Source organism: Chitinophaga nivalis, from assembly GCF_025989125.1.
GTDB lineage: Bacteria > Bacteroidota > Bacteroidia > Chitinophagales > Chitinophagaceae > Chitinophaga > Chitinophaga nivalis.
The window spans coordinates 443,133-457,965 of record NZ_JAPDNR010000001.1 but is presented as its reverse complement, the minus strand read 5'-3'; the positions used below and the strand labels follow the sequence as shown (position 1 = coordinate 457,965).

Annotated in this window: 13 protein-coding genes; 5 read left to right on the top strand and 8 right to left on the bottom strand. The window is 44.8% G+C overall.

Going from position 1 to position 14,833, the window contains the following annotated elements:
* The first annotated feature begins 24 nt into the window (after positions 1–24).
* Genes ku through OL444_RS01890 form a run of 4 tightly spaced genes read left to right on the top strand, consistent with a single transcriptional unit; the run spans position 25 to position 5,217 of the window.
* Positions 25–804: a non-homologous end joining protein Ku gene (ku, locus tag OL444_RS01905; RefSeq protein WP_264734936.1), complete on the top strand. Its 780-nt coding sequence runs from the start codon at positions 25–27 to the stop codon at positions 802–804.
* Positions 801–3,314, top strand: coding sequence for a DNA ligase D (ligD, locus tag OL444_RS01900; protein WP_264734937.1), 2,514 nt, complete (start codon positions 801–803; stop codon positions 3,312–3,314). The genes ku and ligD overlap by 4 nt, the downstream gene beginning before the upstream one ends.
* Before the next feature lie 27 nt (positions 3,315–3,341).
* Positions 3,342–3,842 (top strand): DUF4199 domain-containing protein, encoded by a 501-nt coding sequence (locus tag OL444_RS01895; RefSeq protein WP_264734938.1) that lies wholly within the window; start codon positions 3,342–3,344, stop codon positions 3,840–3,842.
* 28 nt (positions 3,843–3,870) lie between these two features.
* Positions 3,871–5,217, top strand: coding sequence for a sigma-54-dependent transcriptional regulator (locus OL444_RS01890; RefSeq protein WP_264734939.1), 1,347 nt, complete (start codon positions 3,871–3,873; stop codon positions 5,215–5,217).
* Here OL444_RS01890 and chrA read toward each other — a convergent pair.
* The 4 genes from chrA to asnS all read right to left on the bottom strand — a co-directional run bounded on the left by chrA (position 5,212) and on the right by asnS (position 9,922).
* Positions 5,212–6,405 (bottom strand): chromate efflux transporter, encoded by a 1,194-nt coding sequence (gene chrA / locus OL444_RS01885; protein ID WP_264734940.1) that lies wholly within the window; start codon positions 6,403–6,405, stop codon positions 5,212–5,214. The genes OL444_RS01890 and chrA overlap by 6 nt on opposite strands.
* A gap of 349 nt (positions 6,406–6,754) precedes the next feature.
* The gene (locus OL444_RS01880) at positions 6,755–7,711 is read right to left on the bottom strand and encodes an isopenicillin N synthase family dioxygenase (protein ID WP_264734941.1); all 957 of its coding nucleotides are present in this window, start codon (positions 7,709–7,711) and stop codon (positions 6,755–6,757) included.
* Positions 7,712–7,805: 94 nt separating this feature from the next.
* Positions 7,806–8,336, bottom strand: coding sequence for an ExbD/TolR family protein (locus tag OL444_RS01875; RefSeq protein WP_264734942.1), 531 nt, complete (start codon positions 8,334–8,336; stop codon positions 7,806–7,808).
* Positions 8,337–8,494: 158 nt separating this feature from the next.
* Positions 8,495–9,922, bottom strand: coding sequence for an asparagine--tRNA ligase (gene asnS, locus OL444_RS01870; protein ID WP_307734757.1), 1,428 nt, complete (start codon positions 9,920–9,922; stop codon positions 8,495–8,497).
* A 474-nt stretch (positions 9,923–10,396) separates the two neighbouring features.
* Here asnS and rho point away from each other — a divergent pair, with 474 nt between their 5' ends.
* Positions 10,397–12,130: a transcription termination factor Rho gene (gene rho, locus OL444_RS01865; protein ID WP_307734756.1), complete on the top strand. Its 1,734-nt coding sequence runs from the start codon at positions 10,397–10,399 to the stop codon at positions 12,128–12,130.
* Positions 12,131–12,209: 79 nt separating this feature from the next.
* Here the strand turns inward: rho and OL444_RS01860 are convergent, their stop codons facing one another.
* The 4 genes from OL444_RS01860 to OL444_RS01845 all read right to left on the bottom strand — a co-directional run bounded on the left by OL444_RS01860 (position 12,210) and on the right by OL444_RS01845 (position 14,829).
* The gene (locus tag OL444_RS01860; protein WP_264734944.1) at positions 12,210–12,383 is read right to left on the bottom strand and encodes a hypothetical protein; all 174 of its coding nucleotides are present in this window, start codon (positions 12,381–12,383) and stop codon (positions 12,210–12,212) included.
* Positions 12,384–12,500: 117 nt separating this feature from the next.
* Positions 12,501–13,106 carry an outer membrane beta-barrel protein gene (locus OL444_RS01855; protein ID WP_264734945.1) on the bottom strand — a complete coding sequence of 202 codons (606 nt, stop codon included), beginning with the start codon at positions 13,104–13,106 and terminating at the stop codon, positions 12,501–12,503.
* Positions 13,107–13,182: 76 nt separating this feature from the next.
* Entirely contained in the window at positions 13,183–13,809 is a 627-nt protein-coding gene (locus OL444_RS01850) for a TetR/AcrR family transcriptional regulator (protein ID WP_264734946.1), read from the bottom strand.
* A gap of 267 nt (positions 13,810–14,076) precedes the next feature.
* Complete coding sequence (locus OL444_RS01845) at positions 14,077–14,829, bottom strand: LytR/AlgR family response regulator transcription factor (protein ID WP_264734947.1); 753 nt, start codon at positions 14,827–14,829, stop codon at positions 14,077–14,079.
* Between the last annotated feature and the right edge of the window lie 4 nt (positions 14,830–14,833).

Sequence of the window (14,833 nt, the reverse complement as noted above, 5' to 3'; positions counted from 1 at the left end):
AGTATTACCAAAACCATAACAATTATGAGAGCAATATGGTCAGGGTCCATTGGATTTGGACTGGTAAACATACCGGTGAAACTATACAGTGCTACCCAGGACAGCCGGCTGGATCTGGATATGCTGGATAGTAAAAACCTGGCGCATATCAGGTATATGCGTGTAAATGAAAGCACCGGTAAAGAAGTGCCCTGGGATCAGATAGTAAAAGGGTATTTATATAAAGATGAATACATTGTATTGGAAGAAGAAGACTTTGAAGCCGCCAGCCCTAAAAAAAGTAAGATAATAGAAATTTCTTCCTTTGTGGAAGAAAGTGAAATTGATGATATCTATTTTGAAACACCCTATTTTATTGAACCGGGAAAAGGAGGAGAGAAAGCCTATGAATTATTGTTGAAAACATTACAGAAAACAGGTAAGGCAGGCCTGAGCAAATTTGTGTTACGTACCCAGGAACACCTGAGCGTAATCAGGCCCCGCGATAATTACCTGCTCCTGCAACAGCTGCGCTTCGAAGAGGAAATCCGTTCTGCCGCAGACCTGGCATTACCAGCCAATATACGGCTCGATAAAAAGGAACTGGATATGGCCATCGCACTGGTAAAACAATACACCGCTCCATTCGATATCAGTACCTATAAAGACGAATACAAAGCAGAACTGCTGAAAATAGTAAAAGCTAAAGCCAGCGGCAAAAAAACAGTGGTGAGAAAAATGAATGTCGTGCATACCAAAAACACGGATTTATTTGAACAGCTGAAGGCGAGTTTAAGTAAACCCGCTAAAAAACGTGCATCATGAGCCTGGCAAAATACAAACAGAAAAGAAATTTTGCAGACACCACGGAACCCGCAGCAGGAAAGGCGGTGAGCGGGCAGCATATTTTTGTGGTACAACGGCATCATGCCTCACGCCTCCATTATGATTTCAGACTGGAGGTAAAAGGCGTACTTAAAAGCTGGGCAGTTCCGAAAGGTCCTTCCATGGACCCTGCTGATAAAAGACTGGCGATGGAAGTGGAAGATCATCCTTACGACTACAAAGATTTTGAAGGTAACATTCCTGCTGGTAATTATGGCGCTGGTGCGGTATATATCTGGGACAAAGGTACGTATGAGCTGTTGGGAAAAAACGGTACCAGCTTCGATAAAGACGCCTTGTCGGCCATCAAATCAGGTGACCTGAAAATTGTGATGAAGGGCAAAAAACTGAAAGGGGAATTTGCATTGGTGAAGATGAAAGGACAAGAGAAAAATGCCTGGCTACTGATTAAACACAAAGATAAATTTGCCTTATCAGGATATAACAGTGAAGACTATACGCCGGAAAAAGTGAAAGCGGCAGGCATAAAGGAAAAAGCGGCCGCCAAACAGGTGGTAAAGCAAAAGAAGGTGGTACGGGTGCCCGCCGGCGGTGCTGCCAAACCTATTGGTAAAACAAAAATAAAAGCCGTCTACAAGCCTATGATGGCTACCCTGATTGCAGCGCCATTTGATGACGATAACTGGTTGTTTGAAACCAAGTGGGATGGGTACCGCGCCATTGCTGCCGTGCAGCAGCATCAGGTGTCGCTCTATTCCCGTAACGGCATATCCTTTAATAAAGACTATGCCCCCATTGTAGCGGCTGTAGAGAAAGTTGCGCACAATGTGGTACTGGACGGCGAAGTAGTGGTATTGGATAAAAAAGGGAATGCCAATTTTCAGCTGTTGCAACACTATAAAACCACCGGCGAAGGAAAGTTACAGTATGTTGTATTCGATTTGTTGCACCTGGATGGCAATGATCTGCAACAGCTGACTTTGCTGGAACGAAAGACACTACTGAAAGAAGTGATCGCGCAACTGCAGGATAAAACGGTGGTATTCTCCACACACATATTGAAAAAAGGCACTGCTTTTTTTGAAAAAGCCCGGCAACAAAAATGGGAAGGTATCATTGCTAAAAAAACAGATAGCCCATACGAAGAAGGACGACGTACCCTATCGTGGGTGAAAATAAAAATTGTAGCGCAACAGGAAGCGCTGGTATGTGGCTATACGGCGCCGCGGGGCAGCAGAAAAAAAATAGGCGCGCTGGTACTGGGTATGTATACCAACAACAAACTGCAGTATATCGGGCACTGTGGCGGTGGACTTAATGAAGAAACCATCGGCTTATTGTATAATCACCTGCAACCATTGCGTAGCAAAGCTTCCCCCTTCGATACAAAAGTAAAAACCAACATGCCGGTTACCTGGGTAAAACCGGAGCTGGTAGTGGAAGTAAAATTTGCAGGGTGGACCAATGCCGGTCAGCTGCGGCAGCCCATATTTCTGGGTATCCGCGAAGACAAAGCAGCGAAAGAGGTACATCCGGAAACCGCGCAGAAAATAACACCTGCTACCATGGAAAATGAACGTATACTAACTTTAAACCGTAAACAGGTAACACTCACCAATCAAAATAAAATTTACTGGCCGCGGGAAAAAATTACAAAAGGCCAGCTGATTGATTATTACCTGTCTGCCGCAAAATTTGTTTTACCTCATCTGAAAGACAGGCCATTATCGTTGCACCGTTTTCCCAACGGTATTACCGGTGCTTCCTTTTACCAGAAAGACCTGGATCTGGAGCAAACTCCGGACTGGATCCGGACAGTGCCACTTACAGGAGGAGCTGCCGGAAAAAAGATAGATTACCTGGTATGTAACAATGAAGCTACCCTGGCCTACATGATCAACCTGGGATGTATTGAAATCAATCCCTGGCTGTCGCGTGTGCGCAAACTGGATAGCCCCGATTATATTGTGCTGGACCTGGATCCGGAAAATATTCACTTTAAATATGTTGTGGAAACCGCACAGCATATCAAAGCGTTGCTGGATAGCTATAACATCAGCAGTTATTGTAAAACATCCGGATCTACCGGATTGCATATTTATATCCCCACCGGTGGAAAATACAGTTATGATACCGGTCGTTTGTTTGCAGAATATATAGCCCGTCAGGTAAACCAGCAGTTGCCGGCAACGACCAGTGTTACCCGGGCAAAGGCAGCCCGTAACAAAAAAGTATACATTGATTTTTTACAGAACAGCCGCGGACAAACCGTGGCCGCGCCTTATTCGGTACGCCCCAAACCCGGTGCTACCGTGTCTATGCCGCTGGAGTGGGATGAGGTGGATGCTACCCTGTCGATACAGCAGTTTACTATCTTTAATTCACTGGAACGGTTACACGAAAAAGGAGCGCTGTGGCACGATATTCAGGGGGGTAAAAATGATTTACGTAAGGTTATCCGTGAAATTGAAAAACAAGCAAGCAGGTAACCATTTTCTTCACCTAAACAGGAAGCTATGCAAACCTCCTCCTCGTCTGTTACGATAAGACTGCCGTTGATATATGGTCTTACTATCGCTGTAACTGCCATCATATTTTCCCTGATTTTCTATGCCACCCGGTCATATGGCGATTTGTGGACCGGTTACTTCGGTGGGCTGGTGATGTTCCTGGGCGTATTAATTGCTATTATTCACTACAACAAATCCCACCATGATAAAACTTCTCTGATGTCGTCTTTCGGGATGGGGTTTCGTACCACCGTGCTGGCAGCAGTACTGATAGCCGTATTTACCTTGCTTTTTCACCTCGCTGTAATGAGTGGGCCGGATGAAACCGTGGTGATGGGCGGAGCGCATAGCAACATTGCGCATACGGATGCCGTAAAGGATAACTTCCGGATTTCGCTGCTGGGCAACCTGTTTTTTGTAAATATTGTACTGGGGCTGCTGGCCTCCATGATTGGCGCCATGGTATTTAAATCCAATCAGAAAACCACCACTGCCAAAAAAGAATAAGGAGCGGAACCAGTATCTTTGCCGGGCTATGTCTAAAGGTCATATTTTAATCATCGATGATGAGGACCAGCTGCGGAAATTACTGAGCCGCCTGCTGGCCCTGGAAGGCTATACGATGCACGAAGCGCCCAATGTACGTGCTGCCCAGAAATTACTGGAGAAAGAAGAGATCCGGGTGGTGTTATCCGATGTGAAACTCCCGGATGGAAACGGCGTGGAGCTGGTGCAGACCATCCGTACCCGCTATCCGGAAATAGAAACTATTGTGCTTACCGCCTATGGGAACATTGCCGATGGGGTACAGGCCATCAAAAACGGCGCTTTTGATTACATCACCAAAGGGGATGATAACAACCGTATCCTGCCGCTGGTGAGTAAGGCCATGGACAAAGCAGTATTGCAGTTCCGTATCCGCGACCTGGAGAAGAAGATTGGCGGAAAATACAATTTCGGAAATATACTGGGTACCTCTCCGGAAATCAAAGCTGCAATCAGCCTGGCGGAGAAAGTGGCGCCTGCAGATATCACCGTATTGCTGCTGGGTGAAACCGGCGCGGGTAAAGAAGTTTTTGCCCAGGCCATTCATCAGGGCAGTAACCGCCGCCAACAGCCATTTGTAGCGGTTAACTGCAGTGCGTTTGGCAAAGAAATCCTGGAAAGTGAATTGTTTGGACATACCGCCGGTGCATTTACCGGTGCTATGAAAGATAAAAAAGGTTTTTTTGAAGAAGCCCGCGGGGGGACCATCTTCCTGGATGAAATCGGGGAAATGGCCATTGAGCTGCAGGCCAAGATCCTGCGGGTATTGGAAACCCAGGAATTTTATAAGGTAGGAGAATCCAAACCTACCAAAACGGATGTACGTATTATCGCCGCTACCAACCGAAACCTGGAACAGGAAATTACCGCCGGTCATTTCCGGGCAGATTTGTTTTACCGGTTATCGGCTTTCCAGATTTCCCTGCCTTCCCTGAATGAACGTAAAAAGGATATCCCGTTGCTGGCCGACTGGTTTATGCAGCAGGTAGCGCCTAAAATGAATAAACGGATTACAGGTATGACGCCCGCTTTCCTGCAGGCATTGCAGCAGCATAGCTGGAAAGGAAATATCCGGGAGCTGCGGAATATTATTGAACGGGCAGTTATTTTAACGGATACGGATACACTGGATACAGCCGCTTTACCGTTCGATTTCCAGCAAGGGCTTTCTGATGATAATCCGGCGTCCCTGCGGTTGGCTGATATGGAAAAAAGACATATCATCCGGGTGCTGGCCCATGTGAAAGGAAACAAAACCAAGGCCGCCGAACTGATGGATATCGGGCTAACCACCCTTTATAACAAGATCAAAGAATATAATATCACCGCTTTATAGGAGCCATCCTAATAACAGACATGCCAGTACGATAAAGGGAGAAGGTATTTTAGTAAGATACAGGACACCGAGCGTACTGGCCATGATCACCAGGTTATACCAGTTGATCGGAATGGCAAAAAACAGGATAAAGGTAGCAGCCCACATGATACCTACTACAACAGCGTTGATGCCCTCCAGCGCGCGATAAATGACCACGTATTTTTTCAGGTTATGCCAGATGGGAAAGAAAAAAAGTACCAACAGGAGGCTTGGAAGGAAAATGGCTACAGGAGCCAGTATACAACCCACGAACTGATATCCCATGCCCAGGTTACGCATCGCCATACCGCCTACATAGGCAGAAATGGAAAAGGTTGGACCTGGCAGTGCCCGCATAATACCAGCGCCGGTAAGCAGTTCTTCTGCCGTCAGAAACTGTGATTTGGCACGGGTTACATACTGTTCCAGCATCATGGCGATGAGGATATCTCCGCCACCGAAAACAAGGCTGCCGAAGCGGTAGAAGTTCTCAAAGAGGTTGAAAGGCCGCCTGGTTACCCATTCGTGCGTACGGGCCAGCTCCGAGAGAATACCTGCCAGTATAAAGAGGCTGGCAAACAGCCAGATATTAGCCCATTTGATTTTTTTGGGTTTCTCTGCTATATCAGGAATACGTTTGTTACTGAAATTGGATACAATGCCACCCAGTATAATCAGCGCCGGAAATGTCCAGGGCGACTTCAGGTAAAAAGCCATAAACATGGCTACCACCATGATAATGAAGGTGGCTATGTTGTTGATGCTGATACGGAAAGCCCGGATGCCGCCGTATGCCAGGAAGCCAACAGCCATCGGCTGTACATATTTGAAGATGTCGGTTTCCAGTGCGCGCCGGTCGAAATACTGCAACAGAAAACTGAGAGAACCCATCATCAGGCAGGCAGGTGTAATCCAGATCAGGAGGGTTACAATAGCCAGCAAAACGCCTCCCCGTTTATAACCAATGAGGGTGAGTGTCTGGGAAGAAGATGCGCCGGGAAGCAGCTGACAGAATGCATTATATTCCATGAGCTCCTGTTCGGTTACATCCTTGCGCTGTTGCACAAATGTTTTCATCATCATAGCCAGATGACCCTGTGGACCACCGTAGGCGGTAATGCTATGTAATAGCACAGCTTTCAGAAAAGGAATATGACGTAGAAACACAGTTTAGTTATGTGAATGCTGAATGCAGATTTTTAAGGTAATAAAATAACCCGACATATTACATATGGCGTGGTATTAATCCCTGGCATTCAGTTTAATAAAGGCACAATACTTGTAATACGGGTGGAAGTTACAACGAATATGGCCTTTTATCCGTGATTAGTTTGTTTGCTGCTGAATAGAAAACCCACCGGCATGAAACAGTGTTAAATGTTCAGTGTTCGGATGAAAAGAATAACCATAGGAGGAAAGACCATTAAAGGAATAAACTCGCCGAGAGCAGAGGATATTTTGTAAAGTCCCGGGGATCATGCATATGATACCGCCGGGACTTTTTTTATGAATAGCCTTATTTTTTCAGTCCTATTTCGCGTAAGCGTTCGTCCAGATATTCGCCGGCAGTGGTGGGTTCGTAGGCCAGCGGATTTTCTGCGGTAACGCAGCTTTCCAGGCAATCCAGTCTCATATTGGATTTAGGATGCAGGAAGAAAGGAATGGAATAGCGGGAGGTATTCCACAATTCACGTGGAGGATTTACCACACGGTGGGTAGTGGATTTCAGCCGGTTGTTGGTTAAGCGTTGCAGCATGTCGCCTACGTTTACCACAATTTGTTCCGGCAGGGAAGTTACCGGTACCCAGTTATCCTGTTTGTCGAGGATCTGCAAACCATCTGCAGAAGCGCCTACCAGCAGGGTAATCAGGTTGATGTCTTCGTGTTGTTCTGCCCTGATCGCAGACTTAGGTTCCTGGGTAATAGGAGGGTAGTGAATCGCTCTCAGGATAGAATTACCGTTATGTATTTTGTTGTCGAAATAGTCTTCGTCCAGTCCCAGATAAAGGGCGATGGCCTGCAGCAGGTATCGGCCGGATTGTTCAAAACCACGGAATGCCTGGAAGAAAGTGGGTGTAAAGGCAGGTACTTCCGCTACCTGTACATTGGCTGGATATTCTACACCAATCGGATCATTATCTTCCACGGTTTGTCCGAACTGGAAAAACTCTTTCAGATCGGGCGCCTCATAACCTTTGGCGTGTTCTTTACCGAAAGAAGTATAACCACGCTGGCCGGCCAGTTCAGGGATTTCGTAGGTATGTTTTGTATCAAAAGGAAGCTGGAAGAATTGTTGTACATACTTGTAGAGGTCTGCGATCAGCTCATCAGGAATGCCATGATTCTTTACTGCTACAAATCCAACTTCTTCATAAGCTTTTCCCAGTTGCTGCACAAAGGCTGCTTTGAGCCCGGCATCGCCGGAGGTAAAATCGGCGAGATCTACTGAGGGGATGGAGTGGGTAATTGCCATATCTTTATCGTTTTGGAGCGCTAAAGGTAGGAAATATCGAATTACGAATAACGGATTACGGGCTGGTTTGTCCGTAATCCGTTGTTGGGTAGGGTTACTTAAAGTAAGCTGTTTCTTCCCGGTTGATATCTACAATCGCATACCGGGCTACCTGATTGATGAGCATCTCATCCATCATATCCACAACATTCTTATAGTTGGCTTTTTTATCGGCTTTGATGAGTACCATCAGTTCATTTTTACCAAAGCGTTGGGCTACCTGTGCTTTTTTCCGGATAATAACATCCCGGATACCCTGGCGGTTGGCGAAGCTGGAATAGCTTACCTGCGGTGGTTTTGCAGGGTCGTTGCCAATACCTTCGTACCAGGCAATGCGGTTGTCAGGACCCAGTACTACTGTGAGTGCTTTGGTAGCGGCCAGCGACATGGAATCTCCATCATCCCTTGGCAGGAGGAGGTCCATGGTTTTAGGCTTTGCGAGGGTAGTAGTGAGCATGAAAAATGTAATCAGCAGAAAGCCCAGATCTACCATGGGCGTCATATCCACGCGGGTAGACTTTTTATTGCTTTTAGTGCCTTTCCCTCCCGTGCGGGAGTGGGAGGACGTTGTATTCATTTCAGCCATAAGTAACGGTTTAGGATAAACGAAGATGGTTGAAAGCGCTTTCTGATAGTAAGATGAGCGGTGTGCAGGTTTCCATAAAAAATTGATAAAAAAAACAAACCCCGCCTGAAAGGTCAGACGGGGTTTGTTTTTATCCGTTTATCCGGAGCGGGCCGGTTTTAGAACTCAGCGCTTTTCGGTGTTCTTGGGAAAGGAATCACATCCCGGATATTACTCATACCTGTTACAAAAAGTATCAGGCGTTCAAATCCAAGTCCAAAGCCGGCGTGTGGTGCAGAACCATAGCGGCGGGTATCGAGGTACCAGCTCAGTTCTTCCACTGGCACATGCATTTCTTCCATGCGTTTTACCAGCCTTTCGTAGTTCTCTTCCCGTTGTGAACCACCTACCATTTCTCCGATGCCAGGGAACAGGATATCCATAGCCCGTACGGTTTTCCCGTCATCGTTGAGTTTCATGTAGAAAGACTTGATCTCTTTAGGATAATCCGTTAAGATAACCGGTTTCTTAAAGTGTTTTTCTACCAGGTAGCGTTCGTGTTCGCTTTGCAGATCGGCGCCCCAGCCTTCAATGAGGTATTGGAACTTTTTATTTTTGTTCGGTTTACTGTTCTGCAGGATGTCGATGGCTTCGGTGTAGGTAATGCGTACAAATTCACTGTGCAGTACCAACTCCAGTTTCTCGATCAGGCCCATTTCGCTGCGCTCCTGTTGCGGTTTCTGTTTTTCTTCTTCCGCCAGGCGGGCAGCGAGGAAATCCAGGTCTTCCCGGTTATTTTCCAGTACATATCCGATCACGGATTTAATAAAGGCTTCTGCCAGGTTCATATTGTCTTCCAGTTCATAGAAGGCCATTTCAGGTTCTATCATCCAGAATTCCGCCAGGTGCCGGGCTGTATTGGAATTTTCCGCGCGGAAAGTTGGTCCGAAGGTGTAGATTTCACCCAGTGCCATAGCGCCTAATTCTCCTTCCAGCTGGCCGGATACGGTGAGGTTAGTGGATTTGCCGAAGAAATCTTCCCGGAAATCAATCTCGCCGGATTCGGTGCGGGGTGGCTGGTTCATGTCCAGTGTGGTTACCCGGAACATTTCACCTGCGCCTTCTGCGTCGGAAGCAGTAATAATAGGGGTGTGCAGGTATACAAATCCTTGTTCGTTAAAGAATTTATGTACAGCAAACGCCAGGGCATGACGTACCCGGAAAATAGCGCCGAAGGTATTGGTACGGAAACGCAGGTGAGCGATTTCCCGCAGGTATTCCAGACTGGGTCTGTTTTTCAGCTGCAGTGGGTATTTTTCACCATCACAGTCGCCCAGTACTTCCAGGGTGCTGGCTTTCAGTTCTACTTTCTGGCCTTTTCCCAGAGAAGGGATAATCTGGCCGGTAGCGCTGATAGCGGCTCCGGTAGTAATCCTTTTCAGGAGGGCAGGAGCTGTATTGTCAGTATCAATAACTATCTGTAGATTATTATTAGTAGAGCCATCGTTTAACGCTATAAATTGATTGTTGCGGAAAGAACGCACCCAACCTTTTACCGTTACTTCATAATGCGCCTTGTCGTCCGACAAGATCTGCTTGACTTTCATCCTTTGGCTCATAAAATTTAAAATTTAGGAATGCAAAAATAAGCGTTAAACTTCATAGTCCATAGCCCCTCTTCGTGGCAGGAGGTACCTATTTGCTGGTTCAGTTTGCAAAAGAAATGTTAAAAATAGCAAAAGCACTGCGGCCGGAGCAGCAGGGAAGGTTTGTAAAGACCCGCTGCAGCACCTATGCAGGAAGTGCGAAATGCCCTGCTATAACGGTGCAACCGAAAGATGGTAAAGGATATGAGGGGAAATTTTTTTGGAGAATAATAAAACTTGTTTTAATCTTGCGTTATATTCTGCCTGATTAAGTTCATTTTTTCCATCTTCATCAGCAGTTCCTAAACTCAACATTCCCTATCAAATTTAATAAGCAAATTAAATTTATTGACTCAAAAACAATTATTTGTAATTGGTGTATGTTGGTATGCAGTGGTACCCGCCTCACAACACTTCTAAAATTTGACAACACAGATGATGTACGACATCTTACAATTGAACGACATGCTCGTTCCTGAGCTGCTTGATATTGCAGAGAAACTGGAAGTTCCCAACGCTAAAAAACTGAACAAACAGGACCTGATCTACAAAATTCTCGACAAACAAGCTGTACTTGCCTCAGAAGATAACCAGGCCAACGGAGAAGAAAAGAAAGCACGCAAACGCAAACCTGTAAAGAAAGACGAATCTAACACTGTTGCTGAAGAACCTGCCCACGCTGAAGAAAAACCAGCCGCTAAAAAAGCCAAGAAAGTTACCGGAACAAAATCAAAAGATTCAGATACAGACGAAATGCCTCCTGCTTCTTCCAATACTTCCAATAATAACGCTAAATCAAAATTGAAAGATTTTGATATAGATCTTGATAGCATTCCATCACTTACTTTTGATGATGATGACGACATCATTATTCCTTCTTTCACCGAAGACGAAGAAGAGGCTGAAGAAGCCCTGGAGACGCCGGTTGCAGAAGAAGAGGAAGAAGATGATGATGACGATTTTGTAGTACCCGAAGAAATTGAACCAATTATTCCGGCAGCGCAAAAAAACCGTTTCCCGGGTAATAAAAAAGAGCCGGCATTCAACATCGAATTCGACGGCGTAATTGTGAGTGAAGGTGTGTTGGAAATGATGCCTGATGGTTACGGTTTCCTTCGTTCTTCTGACTATAACTACCTGAGTTCCCCAGACGATATTTATGTATCTCCTTCCCAGATAAAACTGTTTGGTCTTAAAACCGGTGATACCGTAAAAGGTTCTGTGCGTCCGCCAAAAGAAGGAGAGAAATACTTCGCATTACTGAAAGTTGAAACGATCAATAATAAGTCACCGGAAGAAGTACGCGACCGTGTACCTTTCGATTACCTGACACCACTGTTTCCTTTCGAAAAACTGAGACTGACAACTACTTCCAATAACTACTCCACCCGTATCATGGATATGTTTACACCTATCGGTAAAGGGCAGCGCGGACTGATTGTTGCGCAACCCAAGGTAGGTAAAACCATGTTGCTGAAAGAGGTGGCCAATGCCATTGCTACCAACCATCCTGAAATATACCTGATGGTGGTATTGATTGATGAACGTCCGGAAGAGGTAACTGATATGGAGCGTAGTGTAAAAGCAGAAGTAATTGCTTCTACCTTCGATGAACCGGCAGAAAAACACGTAAAAGTATCCGCGATAGCTTTGCAGAAAGCAAAACGTCTGGTAGAATGCGGCCACGATGTGGTAATCCTGCTGGATTCCATCACCCGTCTGGCAAGAGCGCACAATACCGTAGCACCTGCATCCGGTAAAGTATTGAGTGGTGGTGTGGAAGCTAACGCCATGCAGAAACCTAAACAATTCTTCGGTGCAGCACGTAAAATAGAACATGGTGGTTCCCTCACTATTCTGGCTACTGCCCTGATCGATACCGGTTCTAAAATGGACGAAGTAATCTTCGAAGAATTTAAAGGTACCGGTAACATGGAACTGTTGCTGGATCGTAAACTGGCCAACAAACGTATCTTCCCGGCGATCGATGTATCTGCATCTTCTACCCGTCGTGACGACCTGTTGCTGGATAAAGATTCACTGAAACGTATCCACATCCTGCGTAATCACCTCGCAGATATGAATACTGATGAATCCATGCACTTTATGTTACAGCACATGCGTGGTACCAAAAACAATGAAGAATTCCTGATTTCTATGAATAGCTAATCAGTAATTATATTATTACATGAAAAATCCCGTCAGACAATCGTTTGACGGGATTTTTTTATGCAGATGAAAAAATAAGCTATTGATTCTTTTGCTGACCGGGAGGCAATGGTTGTACGGTTGGCGTACTACGTATTTTCTTTTGCTGACCCGGTGGTAATTCTTGCATATTACCGGCTGGACGGGAAGTTACACAACTGCCGAGGGTGATACCTATCAGCAGTAAACAAAGGGAAAAGATAAAGTAACGCATAACAGGTTGTTTATGCTATTAAAAACAAAAACCCCGCCACACATATTATGTGGCGGGGTTTTATCCAATCTATCTAACCTTATAACTATCTTACATAAAACATCTGTCGGGAGATGCTTAGAATATCCAGTTAACTCCCAGTTGGAATTCTTTAGGGAAGTTAAAATCAAATTTGCTGGTGTTTACTTTAGCTCCGGTAGCAGCGATTTTGTCCTGCTCGTAAGAGTAGCTCAGGCCACCAAATGCACCTTCGATCATGAAGTTTTTGGTAACGAAGTAAGTGATACCTGGCAGTACGTTCACGTTGAAACCGTTGTAAGTGTTGGTTTTAACGTCAGCAACTTTTCTCTGACCAAAACGGTATCCTGCATTTGCTTCAGCGAAGAATGCAAATTTGCTTTCGCCGATCATGTGGTAGTTACGAACGAATACACCTGGAGTGATATCGTAAGTTTTGGTTTTTACTTTCGCAGCATCTTTGTTAGAACCAAACTCAGATTTTGCGAACACACCCACTACCCATTGGGAGTTCAGGGCCATACCTACTTTAGGGCTGATACCGAATGAAGTTTCAGTGCTCTTGGTATCGCTATTTTTTAATTTTTCGGATTTAGTAGATACGTTTAAGTTACCACCTAAAATTACATCGCCTTTTTTGAACTGAGCCTTTGCTACGTTAGCACCAAATAATGCTACTGCGGCTAATACAATCAACTTTTTCATCTTTCGTAAAATTTAAATATTCATTAAAACTGTTCCTTGTGTCGTAAATTCTTTCTACATCATCTGATAGCCATTCTTAGTTGAATGTTGGTTGATATCTTAGCCCATTAAAAAAAATGGTGAGTGCCTGCTTTTCCCGATCCATAAAGCATCGGAGCGCTTGTTTATTATCCGGATCGAAACCTGATTCCTGCCACTTGCACCATATTACCCATAGTCCGAATAATACATTTACCAGTAGCTCCGCCGTTTTTTCTGTATCGGTATCCTTACATAATTCACCGGTACTTACTCCTTTGGCAATGGTCGCTGAAAGAAAAGCTGTTTCTACCTGCTGCAGCAGTTCAATTGTCTGCCGCTGCCGGGGGGTGGGTATATCTCTGATCCATTCGTTGATACCAAACAGAAAATGATACTCCAGCAACATTTTTTCTTTCAGTTCCAGGTAACGATCTATGATAGCGGTCGTAGAGGGTGCTTTTTCCACATAGGCAGACATGTCGTAAAAACAATCTGCAATCATGCGCTCTATGACAGCTCCATAAATGGATTCTTTATCTGAAAAATAATAATATAAAGAGCCTTTCGAAATTTCCAGATCTCTGGCAATCTCTTCCATGGTAGTTTTAGACAAACCGAACCTTTTAAAGCGCTTCAAAGCCGCTTCCAGTATTAATGTTCGTTTCTGGTCCTGTTCTGCCATAGTATCCTGTAAAACACTTAAGCCTGACTGTCTGACTTTTTTGTTTGACGAGTCAAAAGTACAACCAAAACCTATTCGACCAAAATTTTTTGTTAAATAATTGTTACGTACTATACGCGCATTGTGATCAAATAGTTAAAAAAGCAACTATTCTGAATAGAACGCATAAAAAAGAATCGCTTTATCTTGAATAAATCAAAATGAGCGACCCGAAAAATTTGAAAATGTGTAATGAAAGAGGGGAAATAGCAGACTGGAACGGAAGTCTTATTTTAAGGTAATCCTGTTTTGCAGGTCCCGTAACCTTCTTGCGGTAATATCCAGTGCAACACCGCTTTTCATCAGTACTTTTCCCCGTTGATGATCGATCTGATCAATATTCATCAGCTGTACCATCTGCATATTGTTGATCTGATAAAAACGCAGCAGGGAAAATAAGTCGGCATAATAACGGAAAGGCTTTGCTGCGAAAATAACGGTACCATTATTTAAATGAAAGATACAGCTGTCGGCCTGTGTTTCCAGGTAAGCCACCTCCTGTAAATTAATCGTGTAGGCCTCTGCGTTAGTAGATGGAATCAGCAGCTGCCACTGCATTTCCTGATTACTGTTGAAGTTGTCCATCAAAACGCGGTAACGCTGTTTACTGCTGTTCTCTGTAATCCTGGTAGTAGCAAGGGATACGGCGTGGAGTAAACTTTCTTTATCGATAGGCTTTAATATGAGTTCCACATCACTGAAACGAATGACGTGTTGGAATTTTTTTTCAAAGGCGGTCACGAAAACCGCTTCATAAGGTATGTGGGGTTGCGTACCCATGAGTACATCAAATCCTGTTCCGTCGGGCATTTCCAGATCCAGAAATACCAGTTGGGGTTGATGCGCTTTAATCTTTGCCACACCGTCTGCACAGTTGGTGGCGGTATCTGCAATTGTAATCTGCGGACAATATTTCTCCAGCATGAGTACGATAATATCCCGGCTGTTTCTTTCATCATCTATTATAACTGCCTTTATCATATAA

What these genes read in the sequence shown, in the direction of transcription:
- ku (WP_264734936.1), top strand. Translation starts at nt 25, where the DNA reads ATGAGAGCAATATGGTCAGGGTCCATTGGATTTGGACTGGTAAACATA.
- ligD (WP_264734937.1), top strand. Translation starts at nt 801, where the DNA reads ATGAGCCTGGCAAAATACAAACAGAAAAGAAATTTTGCAGACACCACG.
- OL444_RS01895 (WP_264734938.1), top strand. Translation starts at nt 3,342, where the DNA reads ATGCAAACCTCCTCCTCGTCTGTTACGATAAGACTGCCGTTGATATAT.
- OL444_RS01890 (WP_264734939.1), top strand. Translation starts at nt 3,871, where the DNA reads ATGTCTAAAGGTCATATTTTAATCATCGATGATGAGGACCAGCTGCGG.
- OL444_RS01880 (WP_264734941.1), bottom strand. Translation starts at nt 7,711, where the DNA reads ATGGCAATTACCCACTCCATCCCCTCAGTAGATCTCGCCGATTTTACC.
- OL444_RS01875 (WP_264734942.1), bottom strand. Translation starts at nt 8,336, where the DNA reads ATGGCTGAAATGAATACAACGTCCTCCCACTCCCGCACGGGAGGGAAA.
- asnS (WP_307734757.1), bottom strand. Translation starts at nt 9,922, where the DNA reads ATGAAAGTCAAGCAGATCTTGTCGGACGACAAGGCGCATTATGAAGTA.
- rho (WP_307734756.1), top strand. Translation starts at nt 10,397, where the DNA reads ATGATGTACGACATCTTACAATTGAACGACATGCTCGTTCCTGAGCTG.
- OL444_RS01860 (WP_264734944.1), bottom strand. Translation starts at nt 12,383, where the DNA reads ATGCGTTACTTTATCTTTTCCCTTTGTTTACTGCTGATAGGTATCACC.
- OL444_RS01855 (WP_264734945.1), bottom strand. Translation starts at nt 13,106, where the DNA reads ATGAAAAAGTTGATTGTATTAGCCGCAGTAGCATTATTTGGTGCTAAC.
- OL444_RS01850 (WP_264734946.1), bottom strand. Translation starts at nt 13,809, where the DNA reads ATGGCAGAACAGGACCAGAAACGAACATTAATACTGGAAGCGGCTTTG.
- OL444_RS01845 (WP_264734947.1), bottom strand. Translation starts at nt 14,829, where the DNA reads ATGATAAAGGCAGTTATAATAGATGATGAAAGAAACAGCCGGGATATT.